The following is a 17,479-nucleotide window of genomic DNA, read 5'->3' on the forward strand; positions in this document are numbered from 1 at the left end:
CGGACGATGCTAGACTGGCCTCCAAGCCGACCATGTTTCCCCCGTGCTCTCCGGCATTTCTTATGATGCCGATCGTAAAACCCGTTCCGTGTCCAGGCGGCACTGCGCTGCAATGGCGCCGGCATTGCCGAGCTGCTCGCAATCGTCGATGAGTTGTTCGAGCCGGTGTGCGCGATCCCCACCGAGAACTCGGGCCGCGGCAGCGCGAAAGCGTGCGCGAATCTCTGAAGGTGTTGCCGCGATGACGTCGGGCAGCGCGTGCCGGATCGTTCGGCCGCTGCGCAGATGCACGGTCACGTCCGCGCCCTGCTTGCCGGGGAAGGCGGCGGTGAATCCGGGATCGGCCTTGAGATCCGTGATCGCGACGAGACGAATGATCTCGGCATCGTCAAGCTCGGAATAGTTCTCTTCCTCGATTTCGCCTCGCGCCAGCGTCGCCGCAACGCTGAAGGGAATGCTCATCTTGGCCTGCAGCGCGTTGCGATAGGGGCCCATCGAATCGCAGCCGGGATAGCGAACAGCGACATCCGGCGCGCGGATGACGACCCGGTCGACCTCGTCGGTGCTGGCGATCTCGTGCGAGACGCGGAGCGCGGCTTGAGCGGCGGTCTGCGCAAAGTTGCAGGCCGGCACAGGCTTGTTGTAGACGGCCATGACCTCGCACTCTCCGTCCGGGAACAGCCTGATGCTGTCCGGCGCGGCCTGGCGACGATATGCGGCGAACAGCCCCGCCTCGCCCTCCAGGATGGTCTCGGAGCCGAAAGCGCCGGCTGCGGCGAGGCCGACCGCCTTGATCGCGTTGCTGGCGGCAAAGCCGGGATGGAAATACATGTCGGAGCCGCCGGCATGCGGCCATTCATTCAGACCGCTGGAGGTGTTGGCTGCGATCGCGATGGCGCTGGTTGCCGCGTCTTCGGAGAGGCCGAGCGCGAAACTTCCGGCGAGCGCCGCGCCCGGAGGGGCCACGAGGCCTGTGGGACGATGCAGGCGAGCGAGATCGGTGGTCAGCAAGGCGCGGCCGATCCGCGCGCCGGTCTCATAGCCGATGATGGCCGCAGCGAGCAGCCTTGCGCCGGGCAGCGGCGCCTGTTCCGACAGCGCGAGCAGTGCTGGCCAAATCACCACGCCGTGGTGCGCGATGCTGGCCGCGTGCATGTCTTCCCGCACGAGGCCATGCCCCATCACGGCATTGGCGAAGGCGGCATCGGCCGGCGAGGAAAGTTGCGACGTTCCGATGATCGTAGCTCCGCCGCCGCCTTGTGCGATCGCCACGGCCTGGCGGCTCCAGGGATGCTGGCCGGCCTCGAACGCACAGGAGAGGAAGTCGAGCAGACAGAGCTTTGTCTTGGCGACGACGTCAGGCCCGAAATCGTCCAGATCCAGCGCAAGCACGCTCCGCGCCATCTGCCGCGCGAGCGAGACCTTGCCTGATCCGGTCGGACCGATCGTCATCGCAATCGCTTCCCTTCTGGGTTTGCGTGATCAGCCGCGCATTTCGACGCCGGCCCACTCCTCGAGCACCTTTGCGATCGAGGTGAAGTCGGACGAGGCGCCATACTTGGCGTTGGTGATTGCGAGCATCTGCCGCACCACTGCGCCGCAGACCATCGGCACGCCCATCGCCTCGGCCTCGTCCACGCAGAGCCGAACGTCCTTGTAGGAAAGTCCCGTGGTGAAGCCGAAATCGAAAGTGCCTGGCAGCACAGAGCGCGGGAACTTGTCCTCGGAGGCGCTGTTGCGACCGCTGCTCGCGTTGATGATGTCGATCAGCACCTTTGCGTTGACACCGCCCTTGACGCCCATGGCGACGGCTTCCGAGGTGATGACCAGCGCGGCGGCCGCCATCAGATTATTGGCCAGCTTGGCGGTCTGCGCCACGCCGGGCTTGTCGCCGGTGTAGAACAGCTTGCCGAAATTCTTCAGGATCGGCTGCACGGTGTCGTAAGTCGCTTGTGGGCACGACACCATGACGGCCAGCGTGCCGTTCACGGCGCCCTTGATGCCGCCGCTCACGGGCGCATCGACCAGCGTCATGCCCTTGGCTTTCAGGCCTTCGGCAACGAGCTTCGCCGCGCCGGGACCGGAGGTCGAGAGATCGATGACGATCATGGCGCGGGTGCCGCTGCTGATGCCGTTCTCGCCGAGAGTGACGGCCTTGACGATGTCGGGCGTCGGCAGGCTGGCGAGCACGATGTCGGCGCGCGAGGCGACGTCGGCCGGCGACTTACCGAGCAGCGCGCCGCGCTTGACCAGCGGCTGGGTTGCTTCGGCCTGCGTGTCAAAGACGACGAGCGAATACCCCGCGTCCATCAATCGTCCCGCCATGGGACCGCCCATGCGGCCCGTGCCGATCACGCCGAGGATCTCTCCCGCCATCGTCTACTCCCTGTCGCGCAATCCCGTGACGGGCGCGCCTTTCTTGATCTCGTTGGTCAACCGTTGTCGCCGGCCGGCCTTTCCGGTCGCCGTCGTCCTGGCCGCGGGCCCCCGCGCCAGCGGGCGGGATTGTTATGATTGTCAGACAAGCTGTCAAGCATAACATTTGGGATCGACAGTTTGCCGCGGATCGTCATATGGTCCGGGAAAACGAGGAAGACGCCCCGCGTGCCGCAAGATCCAATTCCCAGCGTGAGCAGGACGCTCGCCGATTTCGTCGCGGCGACGTCATGGACGGACGTGCAGGCGCAGAGCCGCGAGGGGCGACGATCGATCCTCAATTTCTTTGCCACCGCGCTCGGCTCTGCGCGTGACCCCGTCGTCACCGCAGCGATGCGCACACTGATGCCGTTCAGTGGCGCCGGGACGTCGACCATCATCGGTCACTCGCAGCCGGTGGACGCGCTCTGCGCGTCGTTCCTCAATGCCGTCTCGGCCAATCTGCTCGACTTCGACGATACCCATCCCGAGACCATCATTCATCCCGCCGCGCCGGTCGCCGCCGCCTTGTTCGCTGCGGCGGAGACGCGAAAACTGTCGGGGCGTGAGGTGCTGACGGCGTTCATTCTCGGTGTCGACGTCGAATGCCGCATCGGGAATGCAGTCTCGCCGCGCCATTATGCGCGCGGCTGGCACATCACCTCGACCTGCGGAATCTTCGGCGCTGCCGCGGCGTGCGCGAAGCTCCTGCGCCTGCCCGCGGACGGCATTGCGAACGCGATCGGAATTGCCGCGAGCCAGTCGGCCGGCAATGTCGAGAACCTGCCGAGCGCGGCCAAGAATGTCAGTGTGGGCAACGCCGCGCGCAACGGGCTGTTCGCTGCACTCCTCGCGCAACAGGGATACGAGGCTGCGCCCCGCGCCATCGAGGGCCCGCTTGGCTGGGCGCGCACCATGGGAGACGAGCCGGATCTGCCTCGCTTGCTCGATGGCCTCGGCGAGACCTGGGAAATTGCGAAGAACACCTACAAGCCCTATCCCGCCGGCATCGTGTTCCATTCGGTCATCGATGCCTGCCTCACGTTGCGCGAGCGGATCGGCCGCAGCGTCGATCGGGTCGAGTCGGTGACGGTGCAGGGCTCGGCCCTGCTGCTTGCGCGCGGCGATCGTCCCGTCAACAACGAGCGCGACGCGCGGGTCAGCATCCATCATTGCGTGGCCTGCGGCTTGCTGCTGGGCAAGGCAGGTGTGACCGAGTTCGCGCAAGCGACGGTGATCAGGCCCGATATCGCGCAAATGCGGCAGAAGGTGAGGGCGGAGCTCGATGCTCAAATGCCGGACGGGGCTGCGCGAGTTACCTTGCGACTGTCGGCCGGTGAGGTGTTCACGGAGACCGTGACGTCGCCGCGCGGCAGCCTGGCTGCGCCGCTGTCGGACCGCGAGATCGAAGAGAAGCTGCGGGAGGGGGTGCGGACCGGTCAAAGCGATTGGGATGCGGACCGCGTCATCGACGCTGTCTGGCGGCTCGATACGGTTGATGACTTCGCCGAACTCCTGCGATCGTTGCGGCCGCCTTCCGGGACGCGCCAACCAACTTCCACCTAGACTCTCTCAAGACCTGAAAGGGACGATCATGAGCAAGACCGAACTGTTCGAAAAGGGCCTCAAGGTTCGCAAGGAGGTGCTGGGCGAGGATTACGTCAACAAGTCGATCGCCGGCGCCGACGAGTTCACGCGCACCATGGCGGAATGGTCCACCGAATTCTGCTGGGGCGCGCTGTGGACGCGGCCCGGCGTCGACCGTCGCACGCGCTCGATCGTCAATCTGGCGATGCTTGGCGCACTGAACCGCCCGCACGAGCTGAAGCTGCACGTGAAGGGCGCGTTGAAGAACGGGCTGACCAAGGAGGAGATCAAGGAGATCCTGCTTCAGGTCGCCGTCTATTGCGGCGTGCCCGCCGGCATCGACGCTTTCCGCAACGCGCGCGAGGCTTTCAAGGAAGTCGACGCGGAGTCCTGAACGCGCCCATTAGGCTGGTGGAAGCGATGAGCGAGCCGGACTACGAGCTCTTTGCCATCCGCTACGCAACGCGGGATGCGCAGCGGAGCGAGCACTTCATCGGCGGCGACCCGCACGACGGGCCGATGCCGATGGACTATTTCATGTGGCTGGCGAGGGGAGGCGGACGCGTCTTCGTCATCGACACCGGATTCAACGCCGCGATCGCGAAGCGGCGCAAGCGTACGTTCCTGCGCTGCCCGGTCGAAACGCTTCGCGCCTTCGACATCGACGCAGCCGAGGTCGGGGATGTGATCCTCACGCATCTGCACTACGACCACGCCGGTAATTTCGACCGGTTTCCCAACGCGCGATTTCATCTGCAGGAGCGCGAACTCGCGTATGCCACCGGTCGCTACATGCAATATCCGCGGCTGTCGCATTCCTTCGAGGTCGAGGATGTCTGTGGGATCGTGCGTCTCAACTACGCGCGCCGCGTCCTGTTCTACGATGGTGATGGCGAGATTGCGCCCGGGCTGACGGTCCATGCGGCCGGCGGGCATTCGGCCGGCCTTCAGTTCGTCCGGGTGAGGACCCGCCGGGGCTTCGTTGTGCTCGCCTCCGACGTCAGTCATTTCTACGAGAACATGGCCAGCGAGCGCCCGTTCACGACCGCCTTTCATGTCGGCGACATGCTGGCGGGTTTCGACAAGCTGCGGGCAGCCGCGCCGGATGCGGATCACATCGTACCCGGCCATGATCCGCTCGTCATGAAGCTCTATCCGGCACCAGGCCGGGACCTCAGCGGTGTCGCGGTCCGGCTCGACGTCGCGCCGTCGCCACTGGGGGGACCAGCGGACCAATAAGTCGCCTCACCTCCCGACAGCTCGAACACAGCGCCAGGACCGCACGAGCACGCGACTGCGCTACCGGGGGCGCGCCGAATTGCTGCAACTGCTCACGACAGGTTCTGAGGCGACGTCACATTGCGCGTCGAGCCTCGCCTGCGACGAGGAACTCTCGCGCAGGATTGAGGCTTGAATCCGCGGGCCAGCCTCGCCGCCGATTGCTGGCCTGCACGGCCTGCCTCCAAGCCCCCATACCCCCCTGGGCAGGCCGTGCTTTACGAGAGGAGACGCCATTGTCCGAGCCGACCGAGCAAGAGATCAGGGAATACGCACACCGCCTGTGGGAGCAGGCCGGCAAGCCCGAAGGCCGCGAGGAGGAATTCTGGCATGCAGCCGAGCAGGAGCTTCGCAACGAGGACAAGTCCAACACGTTGCGGACCCCGGATACGCTGTGACCGCCAAGAATTGCCCATTCTGCCAAGGTCTGGGATGGGTCTGCGAAAACCATCCGCTCCGGGTCTGGAGCGAGAAGCTCGGCGGCTGTCGCTGCGGCGAGGGCATGCCCTGCACCTGCAACACCACCGAGGACCCGGAGATCCGCGTCGTGATCGTCGAAGCCGATACGACGTGGCACTAGCGACGTGACTTGAAAGCGAAACCCCTCACGCTTCATCTTGGCCCATGGGTTCGCTTTCGCTCATCCCATGCTACGCGCCACGCGCGCTCCTCATCCGCCGCGCCGTTGCCGAGGGAACGCACCATCCCCGTAAGGAATTCAGTGTCTGACAGCACAGGCTCTGACAACAATCCTTTCCCACGGCAGCATCAGCGGTGGACGAGCAGAAAAAACTAGAGCACCAGATCGAACTCGCCACGCGAGCGGCTGCGCTCGTCAAGGACGAAAGCACCGTCCAGCGCTTCAGGAGCTTCGCCGACGAGCTGACCCGCAAGCTCCGCCGCATGATGCGCCGCGGCCAGGTGCGTGCGCGTGCCTACGAGCTCTGGGAGCAGGCCGGACGGCCGGCGGGTCGCGAGCTGGATTTCTGGCTCGAAGCCGAGCGGCAGATCGAGGGCGAGCGTGAGGAGCGGAAGCCTTCCGACGCGTCCTCGAAACGATAGCTGCCCGCGCGATGGCGGGTGTGGTGCGGCGCAATCAAAGAAAAAAGCCGCCGGGCTCCTCGCCCTAGCGGCCTCGAAAAGTCCGTAGCTGTTGATTGCCTCCGCAGCCTCGTGCGTACCGCCGTTACCTTGTTTGCGGCCATGCGCGGTGTTTGTAGGCGAGGGCGCGTGATTCTGCTGTGACTTGGAGCACACAGTGGAAAGATGATCGTGGGGGCATTGCAGAGGTGTCGCGTCTCGGCGCCGGATATGTGATGAGTCGCTTGGCTCGCCCATCCCCTGCGCGCTTTAGGAACCGCCGCCTCTCCCTGCAGTTGCCCGCCGAAGGGAGCCAACCATGCGAAGTCTCAATCTCGGTCAGGTGATCCTCATCGCCGCCCTGCTAGCCATGCTTGTCCTGGTCGCGCTCGGCATCAGTTGGGCCTGGAATGCGACCAACGGCGTCGACGACGTCGCCATGGACGAGAACGGCTGGATCGCACTTGGTCTCGGCTCGTTCTTTTCGCTCGTTATCGGCTGCGGCCTGATGGCGTTGATGTTCTACAGCAGCCGGCGCGGCTACGACGAAGCCGCCGACCCGTTCCGAAAAAGGAGCCAGAATAGATGATGAAGTACATCGCGATGTTCCTGAGCCTGATGTTCGCCAGCTTCCCGTTCGCTTTGGCACAGAGCAATTCGGGCGGCTCCGCCGCGGGGCAGACCACGACCAGTTCCTCGAGCGTGCAGGGCACCGCGGGCACCAATGCCAGCGGCACGGTCAACACCAATCAGGGCAACAGCTACGGCAACAACGCTGCCGGCGGGCCGAGCCCGGGCCGCGACCGCACCGGCCAGCCCGCGACAAGCAATTCCACGTCCGGCTCGTCGGGCCCGGGCAGCGGCAAGTAGGACGAGGCGGCTTCCCTCACACCCGATACCACGCCGCCAGATTCCACGTGATCGTGTCCCAGCCTGAGATGTCGATCATCAGATTGTTGGCGCCGGCGTTGACGACGTGGCGCGAGAGCAGGGGCAGGAACACGTTGGCCTCGCAGAAGATCTCGTCGACCTTCATCAGCAGCGCGGCGCGCTTGACCGGATCGAGCTCGTTCTGCGCGGCCTTGTAGGCCTTGTCGGCTTCGGGATCGGAATAACGCGAATTGTTGCGGCCGAGCCATTTGTTGTCCTTGGTGGCGATCTCCCAGGACACGCACTGGTTCAAGAGGCGTTCCGGATCGGGCTGCGGCTGCGTCGTGTTGTACATCTCCATGTCGGCGTAGAATTTCGAATAGGTGTCGGGATTGCCGACGTCGGAGGAGAAGAACACCGAGGCGGTGACCGCCTTGATCTCGATATCGATGCCAGCCTTCTGGCAGGCCTGCTTGATGATGGCTTGCGTCTTCTGGCGCGGGGCGTTGGTCGAGGTCTGGAACACGTATTTGAGCTTCTTGCCGTCCTTCTCGCGGATGCCGTCCGCGCCCCTGGTCCAGCCAGCCTCATCGAGGATCTTGTTGGCCTTGTCGATGTCGAACGCGTATTTGAGCTTGGGCGATTTGAACTGCTTGGGCGCGTTGACGAAGCTCGCGGTCGCAATGGCGGCGCGTCCGTAGATGAACTTCTGGATCGAATCGCGATCGATCAGAAGATTGATGGCGCGGCGGACCGCGGGATCGGACAGCGTCGGGTGCTTGGTCTTGACGCTGGAGCGTTCGCCGTCGACCTCGGTCCAGGGGTCCGTCGTGTTGAGGATGATGAACTCGACATTGCCTGATGGCGTGATGTCGAGCTTGCCTTTGCCGCCAGCCTCCATGCGCTTGAGAACCTCCTCCTCCACCTGCATGTTCCAGGCAAAGTCGTATTCGCCGGTCTGCAGCACCGCGCGCGCCGCAGATACGGCGTCGCCGCCGCCCTTGATCTCGACCGTGTCGAAATGCGGCTGGTTCTTGATGTGGTAGTCGGGATTGCGCTCGGCGCGGATCATGTCGCCCGGCTTGAACTCGACGAATCTGTACGGACCGGTGCCGACCGGCTTCAGATTGCCCGGCGCTTCGCGCGACTTGGCGCCGACATAGTCGCCGAAATGATGCTTCGGCAGGATCTGGCCGACCGAGCCGACGAACGGATCGGCCCAGAACGGCGTCGGCGCCTTGAAGATCACCTTGACGGCGTAGTCGTCGATCTTCTCGACCTTGATGTCCTTGTAGGAGCCGGTGGTGTAGGCTGCGGTGGCGAGGTCGGCGGCATATTGCCAGGTGAAGACGACGTCGTCGGCGGTGAAGGGCTTGCCGTCATGCCATGTCACGCCCCGCTTCAGCTTCCAGATCACGCTCATGCCGTCGGCCGAAAGGCCACCATTGGCCTTCGTCGGGGCCTCTGCGGCAAGGCAGGGGATGAGATTGCCGTCCTTGTCCCAGCCGGCGAGCGGCTCGAAGAAGACGCGCGAGGCGATCTGGTCCTTGGTGCCGAGCGCGAAATGCGGATTGAGCAGGGTGGGCGCCTGCCAGAGCAGCAGCTTGAGCGTGCCGCCGCCACCGGCCTTGGTCGGCTTGTACGGCAAGGTGGCATCCGCCATGGCCACGTCATTCCAGACCAGGATCTGGCTCGCGATCGGGGCCGCGATTCCCATCGCGGCCATGGCCCGGATGAACGAGCGCCGCGACAGCTTGCCTTGCTTCACCTCTGCGATGCGTTCACGGATTTCGTTTTCGTTCATCGGATGGCCTCCACCTCGAAGACAAGTCGTCAACGGCCACCCATCATGTTTCATGATGAGCGGGGCGGCAATGCCGGCCATGCGGCAAGGCCCTGCGACGAAATGACGATATGGAGAAGGCCCGGTGGGCCAGGATCCGGACCGCCGCCCGAGAGATCCGGGCGGCGATCCGGTGCGAACTTGAGTGAACTTGGGGAAGTTCTAAGGCCGCAAGCAAACGCTACCCCGGCCGCTGCCGGCGCATCAAGTTTCGCGATGTTGCTCCCGCCGGAGATTGATTGCAGCCGCCGGGAAATTGCCACACACGAGCCTCGGAGTCGAATGGATCATCCGGGGCTGGCGACGCCGGCCGCCGGCACCGACGGCAGCAGATTGGTCGGCAGCTTCAGCGCTGCTGCGCGTGATGCGCCTTACGCTTGCGCCAGCGCAATCGTTCCCCGCATCAGCTCGAACGGAGAAGCCTCGTCCGCGCCGTCAGCCAAATATGGATTTCAATTTCATTGATTTCGCCCGGCGGAGAAGCGAATAGGGTTCCAATCATTGCAGACTTTGGAGACCACAGATGTCGTTTCGCCTTCCCCTGATCCTTTCGGCCGTGTTCGCCGCCTGGTCGGCAGCAGCCTCCGCCGAGACCATCAAGATCGGCGTGACGCCGGGTCCGCATGCGCAGATCCTCGAGGCGGTGAAGCCGATCGCCGCGAAGAGCGGCCTCGACATCCAGCTCCTCGAATTCTCCGACTATGTGGTGCCGAACGCCGCGCTCGATGCCGGAGAAATCCAGGCCAACTCGTTCCAGAACCAGCCTTACCTGGACAACCAGAAGGCCGATCGCGGCTACAAGATCGAGGCCGTCGGCCTCACCGTGAACTTCCCGATCGGGGTGTATTCGAAGAAGCACAAGGCCTTCGCCGACATCCCGGAGGGCGGCAAGGTCTCGATCCCGAACGATCCGACCAATGGCGGCCGCGTGCTGCTGCTGCTGCGCGACAAGGGCGTGATCAAGCTGAAGGACGGCACCGGCTTCAAGCCGACGGTGCTCGACATCACCGAGAATCCCAAGAAGCTGAAGTTCATCGAGGTCGATGCGGCGCAGGCGCCGCGTGCACTCGACGATGTCGACGCCGCCGCGATCAACACCAATTACGCAACCCAGGCGGGTCTCGATCCGGTCAAGGACCCGATCCTGCGCGAGGACCCCAAGGGGCCCTATGTCAACCTGATCGCGGTGCGCACCGCCGACAAGGACAAGCCCTGGGTCAAGATCCTCGTCGACAGCTACCATACGCCGGAGGTCAAGGAATTCGTCCTGACCAAGTTCAAGGGCGCGGTGCTGCCGAGCTGGTAGGCAGTCTGCCCAGTCAAAGCCCACGCAGGAGCGATCCCGGCGGGGGAATCTGCGTACGAGCCCTGCGTATGAGCCTTGCGCAATGCCGGCTTGTCTGGAGCAGCAGTAACCGACATCATCGGCGGCCTGGCCATCCCAGCCCGACAGGGGTCGTATGAAACGCTTTGCAAATCTGAAACGCCTGGGGTTCTTCACACGGCTTCTCGACGAGGCCCCGCCCGCCGAGCGATATCGTTTCGCGGCCGAGCAGATCGTGCGCGCCGAAAAGGCGGGCCTCGATTCCGCGTGGATCGCGCAGCATCATTTCCACGAGCGCGAGGGCGGCCTGCCGTCGCCCTTCACGTTCCTCGGTTATGTCGCAGCCCAGACCTCGCGCATCCGCCTCGGCACCGGCATCGTCACGCTGCCGCTGGAGAACGCGGTGAGGGTGGCGGAGGACGCCGCGGTGTTCGATCTCCTCTGCAACGGCCGTTTCGAGCTCGGCGTCGGCACCGGCGGCAATCCGTCGGCCTTCGCCGCCTTCGGCCTCGACAGCGCCCAGCGCAACGAGATCTTTGCCCGCAACCTGGACGTCGTCCGCACCGCGCTGGTCGGCAAGCCGCTCGCCGGCGGCGACACGATCTATCCGCAAAGGCCGCAACTGGACAAGCGCATCTGGCAGGCGACGTTCTCGGTCGCCGGCGGGGCGCGTGCGGGCAAGGCGGGCGACGGCCTCTTGCTGTCGCGCACCCAGCCGCGGACCAAGGAGGCGCCGAAGGCCACGCTCGCCGAGATCCAGAACCCGGTCATCGATGCTTATCTGGAAGCGCTGCAAAAGGGGGCCGAGCCCCGCATCATGGCCTCGCGCAGCGTCTTCGTCGCCGACAACCATGCCGAAGCTCTACGCCTGGCCGATATCGGTCTGCGGCGCGCGCTGCCGCAATTCCTCAAGGGCGGCCACGCCAAACCGGGCGAGACGCTGGAGGAGATGATCACGGCGTTCGACACCCATGTCGGCGACGCCGACCACGTCATCGCCTCGCTCCGCAGCGACGCGACGCTGGAGCGGGTGACCGATCTCGTCTTCCAGGTGCATTCGGTCGATGCGCCGCACCCTTACGTCCTGCGCTCGATCGAGCTGGTCGCCGAGAAGGTCGCGCCGGCATTGGGCTGGACCCGGACGGCGCCCGACGTCGCGCTGGCGGTCTAGTTGAAATGAATGCACGAGGCTGAATGATGAGCACCCAGGATATCATCGATACACTCGCCGGGATCGAGCCGGGGTCAGCCCTGGACGCCATCCGCGCGCGCCGCTTGCAGGCGCGCGAGAATGCGCAGAAGAGCTACCTCTCGCTGTTCGAGCCGATCGACGCGAGCGACTTCTCACTTGTAGAGCGCGCGGCGGTTGCGGCCTTCGTGACCGGGCTCCATGGCGAGTCGCCCGTTGCCGCCTTCTATCGTGAGAAGCTCGCCGCAAATCCGGCCGGGGCGAGCCTGTTGGAGGTGATCGAGGCCGAGATCGCACGGGGCAGGACCTCGGGTCCGTATGGCTCGTATCCTGCCGGACCGTTGTCGATCGAAAACACCGCCGGTCTGATCTACCGGGTGAGTGCGGCGAGCAAGCCGGCACTTGGCGTCAGGCTCGCAGCAGCGCTCGAACACGCGCATCTCCTGGTGTTTCGGCCCCGCGATGCGGCAGCGGACGACATGAAGGCGCTGCTCGCCGCCGGCTGGTCGACCACCGGCATCGTCACCGTCTCCCAGCTCGTCGCGTTCCTGTCGTTCCAGCTGCGCGTCGTCAGCGGCTTGCGCACGCTCGCAGCCGTGAACGCATAAGAAGAGGTCGCAATCGTGAGCGCCCCCGTCAATCCGCCCGTCGCCTTCACCCAGGATGAGCTCGGTTGGGTCTCCTGGATCGATCCGCTTCCCGAGGCCGAGCTGACCGAGCGGCATTACGCCGGCCTCGTGGACCGCGCCCGTGCCAAGTCGGAATATTTCCGCCTTCTGGTGCGCGACCCCGAAGTGCTGGAAGCCCGCACCAAGACCGACAAGGACATCTTCTACAACGTCGCCGACGGCCTGCCGCGCGCCGAGCGCGAGCTCGCCGCTGCCGCGACTTCGCGCTACAACGGCTGCATCTATTGCGCCTCCGTGCATGCGCGCTTTGCCAGCACCTATTCCAAGCGCCGCGACGACGTGCAGCGGCTGCTCGACGAAGGCGTCAAGGCCGATCTCGGCGCGCGCTGGAACGCGGTGGTCAAGGCCGCGGTCGCGCTGGCCGCGACGCCGATCGCGTTCGGTCCCGACAATATCGCGGAGCTGCGCAACGCCGGCCTCGACGATGCCGAGATCGTCGACGTCATCAATGGTGCGTCCTTCTTCAATTGGGCGAACCGGCTGATGTTGTCGCTTGGCGAACCCTCGAAATAGGGAACCGGCATAGAAATTGCTGCTTGTCTCAACTTGCTGCTTGTCTCAACCGAAGTGGATGGAGCCGTGCATGAGCAACATCGATCGTCGTACCCTGGTCAAGGGCTCGCTGGCTGCCATGATGGCGGGCACCGCCGTCTCGCGCGCCGCCCTCGCGCAATCGTCCGAACCGATCCTGCTCGGCGTCAGCGGTCCCCTCACGGGGCCGAACGCGCAATATGGCACGCAGTGGAAGCAGGGCTTCGACCTCGCACTCGATGAGATCATGGCGGCTGGCGGCATCAACGGCCGCAAGCTTGCTTACCAGTTCGAGGACAGCCAGAGCGATCCGCGCCAGTCGGTGGCGATCGCCCAGAAATTCGTCTCCGATCCTCGCATCGTCATGGAGCTCGGCGATTTCTCGAGCCCAGCCTCGATGGCGGCTTCGCCGATCTATCAGCGCGGCGGCCTCGTGCAGTTCGGCTTCACCAACTCGCACCCTGACTTCACCAAGGGCGGCGACTTCATGTGGAGCACCTCCGTCAGCCAGGCCGACGAGCAGCCGCTGCTGGCAGCCTATGCGGTGAAGCGCCTCGGCCTCAAGAAGCTCGCCGTGCTGCACCTCAACACCGATTGGGGCCGCACCAGCCGCGACTATTTCGTCAAGGCGGCGAAGGAATACGGCGCCGAGATCGCGGTGACGGAGGGCTACATCGCGGAGGAGCGTGACTTCCGCTCGACGCTGGTGCGGGTGCGCGACGCCAATCCCGACGGGCTGATCCTGATCTCCTATTATTCCGACGGCGCGCTGATCGCCCGTCAGGCCCGCCAGGTTGGCTTGAAGCAGGTGATGTGTGCCGCGAGCTCGGTCTATTCGCCGAAATTCATCGAGCTCGGCGGCGAGGCGGTCGAGGACGTTCATCTCGGCACGCGCTATTTCCCCCAGGATCCCAGGCCCGAGGTGCAGAAATTCATCGCGGGCTTCAAAGCCAAGTACAACGGGCAGGAGCCCGATGCCTTCAATGCCTATTCTTATGATGCGATGAACATGGCCGCTGCCGTGGTGAAAATCGGCGGCACCGACCGCCGCGCGATCCGCGATGCCTTCGCGAAAGTGAAGGACGTCTCCAGCGTCATCTTCGGCCAGGCGACGTTCGACGTCGAGAGCCGGCGCGTCAAGGGCGCCATGAACGCTGAGCTCGTCGTCCGCAAGGGCCAGTTCGCGCTCTGGGACGGCAAGCCGACCTGACCTGACGGCCGGAGCGACCGCTCCGGCCGCTTTCCTTCGCACGCGGGGACCAATTTGTCTTCCTGGCTCGACTACACGATCAACGGGCTGATCGTCGGCAATGTCTACGCCCTCGTTGCGGTCGGGCTTGCGCTGATCTTCGGCGTCAGCCGGCTGATCAACTTCGCGCAAGGCTCGATCTATCTGGTCGGCGCCTATATCGGCTGGGTCGCGGTGGTGCAGCTGCATACGCCGCTGCCGCTCACCATCATCGTGGTGGCGGCTTCTGCCGCACTGGTCGGGCTGATCATCGAGCGGTTCGGTCTGCGACCGCTGCAGAACTCGGTGCGGATCGCGCCACTGCTCGCGACCATCGGCATCAGCTTCGTGCTCGACCAGCTCGTGATGCTGACCTTCTCGCCCAATCCACGCGCGCTGCCGAGCCAGTTGCCGGACGTTCGCTTCCAGGTCGGAGGCGGCACGATCGGGCCGCTCGATCTCCTGATCGCCGGCGTCGGCATCACCAGCGCGCTGCTGCTGTTCGTGTTCCTGCGCTACAGCAAGCTCGGCTGGGCGGTGCGCGCCGCCTCGCAGGATCGTGACGCCGCGATGCAGATGGGCGTCGACGTCAATCGGGTCAATCAGGCCGTGTTCGGCATCGCAGCTGCGCTCGGCGGCGTCTCCGGCATGCTGGTCGGCATGTACTACAACCAGATTGACACCGCGATGAGCCTGCAGGCGACGCTCAAGGGCGTCGTTGCCGAAGTGGTCGGGGGCGCCGGCAACGTGCCGGGCGCGGTGATCGGCAGCCTGCTGCTGGGCCTCGTCGAGAGCTACGGCGTCGCGGTGTTCGGGACCAGCTACCGCAACCTGTTCGCGTTCCTGCTGCTCGTCGTCGTGCTCGTGCTGCGGCCGAACGGGCTGTTTGCCAGCGCGCGGCAGGCGCCGCCGGAGCCGCTCACCGGCACGTTCATCGCGCCGAGCCGCCCGGTGCGCATTCCGCGCTGGGCCTTGGCTCTGGCGGCCGCGATCTTTGCCCTGCTGCCGTTGTTCCCGGTCTCGTTCTACGTGCTGCAGACCCTGATCAATGCCTGGCTGCTCGGCATGCTCGCGCTCAGCCTGACGCTCGTCGCGGGCACGATGGGGCAGGTCTCGCTCGGACATGCCGCGCTGCTCGCGATCGGCGCCTATACGTCGGCGCTGCTGTCGCTGACCTTCTCCGTTCCCGCCGGCCTCGCCATCATCGGCGGCGGCCTGATGAGTGCTGCGCTCGGCACCACGCTGATCTCGCCCTCGTTCCGCCTGCGCGGCCATTATGTGTCGATCGCCACGCTCGCCATCGGCGAGATCGTCTCGCTGGTGATCCTGAACTGGGAAAGCGTCACGCGGGGGCCGATCGGCATCTCCGGCATCCCGCCGCTGTCGCTGTTCGGCTACGATCTGGTCAGCCCGACCTCGATCTACTGGTTCAGCCTTGGGGTGATGCTCGTGCTGGCGCTGTTGCAGGGGCGGCTGCTCACCTCGCATCTCGGCCGCAGCTTCCGTGCCATCCGCGACGACGACATCGCCGCCCGCGCCTATGGTCTCAGCCTGAACCGCTACAAATCGCTGGCCTTCATCTTCGGCGGCTTCGCCGCCGGCGTCAGCGGCGGCATCGCCGCGCACCTCTATTCCTACATCAACCACGAAACCTTCAACACGCAGCAATCGATCCTGGCGCTGACCGTCGTCATCCTCGGCGGCCTCGGCAATGTCGTCGGCGCAATTCTCGGATCGGTGGCGCTGGTCGGACTGCCCGAGGTCTTCCGCATCGCGGCGGAGTACCGCATCCTGATCTATGGCATCGTGCTCCTGCTGCTCGTGCGGTTCAGGCCGCAGGGCCTGCTGGGGACGATCTGATGGCGGAGCATCACGCACGCATGCTGTCCCTGCGCGGCCTGACGCGCCGCTTCGGTGGCCTCACCGCGGTCGATGCCATCGATCTCGATCTCGCCAAGGGCGAGCTCGTCAGCATTATCGGCCCCAACGGCGCCGGCAAGACGACGCTGTTCAATCTCGTCACCGGGCTCGATCGGCCCGATGCGGGGACAGTTCACTTCGAAGGCCAGGACATCACCGGCCTGCCGCCGGAACGGCTCGCAGGCGAGGGCATCGCGCGCACGTTCCAGCTCGGCCGCGTCTTCGGCAATCTCAGCGTGATGGACAACGTCCTGATCGGGGCCCACACGCGCTTGCGTGCGGTCAAGCCGGCCCTGCCGGTGATCGGACCGCTGCTGGAGCTGGGCCTGGCGCTGCTGCGACCCTCCAGCGTTAGGGCCGAGGAGGAGCGGCTGCGCGAGGAAGTGAAGGCCATTCTCGCCCGTTTCGGCGAGCGGCTGCTGCCGCGGATCGACCAGCCCGCCTATAGCCTGTCCTATGCCAATCGCCGCCGCGTCGAGATCGCGCGCGCGCTCGCACTGAAGCCGCGCCTGTTGCTGCTCGACGAGCCCACGGCCGGCATGAACCCGACCGAGACCGCGGAGATGCAGGCGCTCGTCGCCGAGCTCAAGGCGGAAGGCCTCACCATTCTCCTGATCGAGCACAAGCTGGAGATGGTGATGCGCCTGTCCGACCGCGTCATCGTCATGGACGAAGGCAAGAAGATCGCCGAAGGGCCGGGCGATAAGGTGCGCAGCGATCCCAAGGTGATCGAGGCCTATCTCGGCCACGGGCTGTCAGCGATGTCTGAGCAGGAGAGCGCGGCATGACCAATCCAGCTCCCGAGCCGCTGCTGGCGCTGTCCAACGTCAACACCTTCTACGGCCAGGCGCAGGTGCATTTCGACCTGTCGATCACGGTCGGGCGCGGCCATATCGTCTGCCTGCTCGGCGGTAATGCCAGCGGCAAGTCGACGACGATGAAGATCATTTTGGGTCTGGTGAAGCCGCGCTCGGGCGAGGTGGCCTTCGACGGCGCCTCGCTGATCGGCCTGTCCACGCCGCAGATCGTCCGCCGCGGCATCGGCTCGGTGCCGGAGGCGCGGCGGCTGTTCGCCGACATGAGCGTGCGCGAGAACATCCTGATGGGCGCCTTCGTGCGCAACGACCGCGAGGCGATCGGCCAGGATCTGGACAGGATGCTCACCCTGTTCCCGAAGCTCGGCCAGCGGCTGTCGCAGCGGGCCGGCTCGCTCTCCGGCGGCGAGCAGCAGATGGTGGCGATGGCGCGGGCCCTGATGAGCCGTCCCCGGATGATTGTGATGGACGAGCCGACCATGGGCTTGTCGCCGCTCTATGTCGATCGCGTGCTGGAGCTGATCCGCACCATCAACCAGGAGGGCGTCTCCGTCTTCATGGTCGAGCAGAACGCCAGCCTCGCGCTCGAGATCGCGCACGAGGCCTATGTGTTGCAGACCGGCAGGATCGTGCTGTCAGGCCCGGCACGGGCGTTGAAGGACGACCCGCGCATCCGCGACGCCTATCTCGGCGGGACTGAGGCCGCCTGA

19 protein-coding genes are annotated in these 17,479 nt (G+C 65.3%); 16 read left to right on the top strand and 3 right to left on the bottom strand.

What is annotated here, in order from left to right; all coding sequences use genetic code 11:
- Window positions 1-60: 60 nt before the first annotated feature.
- Window positions 61-1,452: an MmgE/PrpD family protein gene (locus tag P6U31_RS08600; protein ID WP_407187776.1), complete on the bottom strand. Its 1,392-nt coding sequence runs from the start codon at window positions 1,450-1,452 to the stop codon at window positions 61-63.
- Window positions 1,453-1,482: 30 nt separating this feature from the next.
- On the bottom strand, window positions 1,483-2,376 hold the full coding sequence (locus P6U31_RS08605; protein ID WP_407187777.1) for an NAD(P)-dependent oxidoreductase: 894 nt from the start codon (window positions 2,374-2,376) through the stop codon (window positions 1,483-1,485).
- Between the two features lie 252 nt (window positions 2,377-2,628).
- On the opposite strand from P6U31_RS08605, the gene P6U31_RS08610 reads away from it, so the two are divergent.
- The 8 genes from P6U31_RS08610 (at window position 2,629) to P6U31_RS08645 (ending at window position 7,230) form a co-directional block, all read left to right on the top strand.
- Window positions 2,629-3,981 carry an MmgE/PrpD family protein gene (locus tag P6U31_RS08610; protein WP_407187778.1) on the top strand — a complete coding sequence of 451 codons (1,353 nt, stop codon included), beginning with the start codon at window positions 2,629-2,631 and terminating at the stop codon, window positions 3,979-3,981.
- Between the two features lie 28 nt (window positions 3,982-4,009).
- Window positions 4,010-4,396, top strand: coding sequence for a carboxymuconolactone decarboxylase family protein (locus P6U31_RS08615; RefSeq protein ID WP_025037872.1), 387 nt, complete (start codon window positions 4,010-4,012; stop codon window positions 4,394-4,396).
- A gap of 26 nt (window positions 4,397-4,422) precedes the next feature.
- The gene (locus tag P6U31_RS08620; RefSeq protein WP_407187779.1) at window positions 4,423-5,241 is read left to right on the top strand and encodes an N-acyl homoserine lactonase family protein; all 819 of its coding nucleotides are present in this window, start codon (window positions 4,423-4,425) and stop codon (window positions 5,239-5,241) included.
- A 275-nt stretch (window positions 5,242-5,516) separates the two neighbouring features.
- Entirely contained in the window at window positions 5,517-5,678 is a 162-nt protein-coding gene (locus P6U31_RS08625; protein ID WP_407187780.1) for a DUF2934 domain-containing protein, read from the top strand.
- On the top strand, window positions 5,675-5,860 hold the full coding sequence (locus P6U31_RS08630; RefSeq protein ID WP_407187781.1) for a hypothetical protein: 186 nt from the start codon (window positions 5,675-5,677) through the stop codon (window positions 5,858-5,860). Before P6U31_RS08625 ends, P6U31_RS08630 begins: the two co-directional genes overlap by 4 nt.
- A 194-nt stretch (window positions 5,861-6,054) precedes the next feature.
- Window positions 6,055-6,342, top strand: a complete 288-nt coding sequence (locus P6U31_RS08635) for a DUF2934 domain-containing protein (protein ID WP_407187782.1) — start codon at window positions 6,055-6,057, stop codon at window positions 6,340-6,342.
- A 337-nt stretch (window positions 6,343-6,679) separates the two neighbouring features.
- Window positions 6,680-6,949 (top strand): hypothetical protein, encoded by a 270-nt coding sequence (locus P6U31_RS08640; RefSeq protein ID WP_407187783.1) that lies wholly within the window; start codon window positions 6,680-6,682, stop codon window positions 6,947-6,949.
- Complete coding sequence (locus P6U31_RS08645) at window positions 6,946-7,230, top strand: hypothetical protein (RefSeq protein WP_407187784.1); 285 nt, start codon at window positions 6,946-6,948, stop codon at window positions 7,228-7,230. Before P6U31_RS08640 ends, P6U31_RS08645 begins: the two co-directional genes overlap by 4 nt.
- 16 nt (window positions 7,231-7,246) lie before the next feature.
- Here the strand turns inward: P6U31_RS08645 and P6U31_RS08650 are convergent, their stop codons facing one another.
- Complete coding sequence (locus P6U31_RS08650) at window positions 7,247-9,034, bottom strand: peptide ABC transporter substrate-binding protein (protein ID WP_407187785.1); 1,788 nt, start codon at window positions 9,032-9,034, stop codon at window positions 7,247-7,249.
- A gap of 562 nt (window positions 9,035-9,596) precedes the next feature.
- Between P6U31_RS08650 and P6U31_RS08655 the strand changes: the two genes are divergently transcribed.
- From P6U31_RS08655 to P6U31_RS08690, 8 genes are all read left to right on the top strand, one after another.
- Complete coding sequence (locus P6U31_RS08655) at window positions 9,597-10,379, top strand: MetQ/NlpA family ABC transporter substrate-binding protein (RefSeq protein WP_407187786.1); 783 nt, start codon at window positions 9,597-9,599, stop codon at window positions 10,377-10,379.
- Between the two features lie 154 nt (window positions 10,380-10,533).
- Entirely contained in the window at window positions 10,534-11,568 is a 1,035-nt protein-coding gene (locus P6U31_RS08660; protein WP_407187787.1) for a putative FMN-dependent luciferase-like monooxygenase, read from the top strand.
- A 26-nt stretch (window positions 11,569-11,594) separates the two neighbouring features.
- On the top strand, window positions 11,595-12,194 hold the full coding sequence (locus P6U31_RS08665) for a CMD domain protein (RefSeq protein ID WP_407189798.1): 600 nt from the start codon (window positions 11,595-11,597) through the stop codon (window positions 12,192-12,194).
- 15 nt (window positions 12,195-12,209) lie between these two features.
- On the top strand, window positions 12,210-12,788 hold the full coding sequence (locus P6U31_RS08670) for an alkylhydroperoxidase domain protein (protein WP_407187788.1): 579 nt from the start codon (window positions 12,210-12,212) through the stop codon (window positions 12,786-12,788).
- Window positions 12,789-12,858: 70 nt separating this feature from the next.
- Window positions 12,859-14,016, top strand: coding sequence for an ABC transporter substrate-binding protein (locus tag P6U31_RS08675; RefSeq protein WP_407187789.1), 1,158 nt, complete (start codon window positions 12,859-12,861; stop codon window positions 14,014-14,016).
- Window positions 14,017-14,070: 54 nt separating this feature from the next.
- A complete protein-coding gene (locus P6U31_RS08680) occupies window positions 14,071-15,894 on the top strand; it encodes an ABC transporter permease (protein WP_407187790.1) in 1,824 nt (607 codons plus the stop codon).
- A complete protein-coding gene (locus P6U31_RS08685; protein WP_407187791.1) occupies window positions 15,894-16,742 on the top strand; it encodes an ABC transporter ATP-binding protein in 849 nt (282 codons plus the stop codon). Before P6U31_RS08680 ends, P6U31_RS08685 begins: the two co-directional genes overlap by 1 nt.
- Entirely contained in the window at window positions 16,739-17,479 is a 741-nt protein-coding gene (locus tag P6U31_RS08690; RefSeq protein WP_407187792.1) for an ABC transporter ATP-binding protein, read from the top strand. Before P6U31_RS08685 ends, P6U31_RS08690 begins: the two co-directional genes overlap by 4 nt.

The organism is Bradyrhizobium centrosematis (assembly GCF_045571495.1).
Lineage (GTDB): Bacteria > Pseudomonadota > Alphaproteobacteria > Rhizobiales > Xanthobacteraceae > Bradyrhizobium > Bradyrhizobium centrosematis.

Bases quoted from the DNA above. Each gene is read 5' to 3' on its own strand.
- P6U31_RS08660 (WP_407187787.1), top strand. From the start codon at position 10,534: ATGAAACGCTTTGCAAATCTGAAACGCCTGGGGTTCTTCACACGGCTT.
- P6U31_RS08640 (WP_407187783.1), top strand. From the start codon at position 6,680: ATGCGAAGTCTCAATCTCGGTCAGGTGATCCTCATCGCCGCCCTGCTA.
- P6U31_RS08685 (WP_407187791.1), top strand. From the start codon at position 15,894: ATGGCGGAGCATCACGCACGCATGCTGTCCCTGCGCGGCCTGACGCGC.
- P6U31_RS08690 (WP_407187792.1), top strand. From the start codon at position 16,739: ATGACCAATCCAGCTCCCGAGCCGCTGCTGGCGCTGTCCAACGTCAAC.
- P6U31_RS08620 (WP_407187779.1), top strand. From the start codon at position 4,423: ATGAGCGAGCCGGACTACGAGCTCTTTGCCATCCGCTACGCAACGCGG.
- P6U31_RS08650 (WP_407187785.1), bottom strand. From the start codon at position 9,034: ATGAACGAAAACGAAATCCGTGAACGCATCGCAGAGGTGAAGCAAGGC.
- P6U31_RS08645 (WP_407187784.1), top strand. From the start codon at position 6,946: ATGATGAAGTACATCGCGATGTTCCTGAGCCTGATGTTCGCCAGCTTC.
- P6U31_RS08655 (WP_407187786.1), top strand. From the start codon at position 9,597: ATGTCGTTTCGCCTTCCCCTGATCCTTTCGGCCGTGTTCGCCGCCTGG.
- P6U31_RS08605 (WP_407187777.1), bottom strand. From the start codon at position 2,376: ATGGCGGGAGAGATCCTCGGCGTGATCGGCACGGGCCGCATGGGCGGT.
- P6U31_RS08615 (WP_025037872.1), top strand. From the start codon at position 4,010: ATGAGCAAGACCGAACTGTTCGAAAAGGGCCTCAAGGTTCGCAAGGAG.
- P6U31_RS08675 (WP_407187789.1), top strand. From the start codon at position 12,859: ATGAGCAACATCGATCGTCGTACCCTGGTCAAGGGCTCGCTGGCTGCC.
- P6U31_RS08600 (WP_407187776.1), bottom strand. From the start codon at position 1,452: ATGACGATCGGTCCGACCGGATCAGGCAAGGTCTCGCTCGCGCGGCAG.
- P6U31_RS08665 (WP_407189798.1), top strand. From the start codon at position 11,595: ATGAGCACCCAGGATATCATCGATACACTCGCCGGGATCGAGCCGGGG.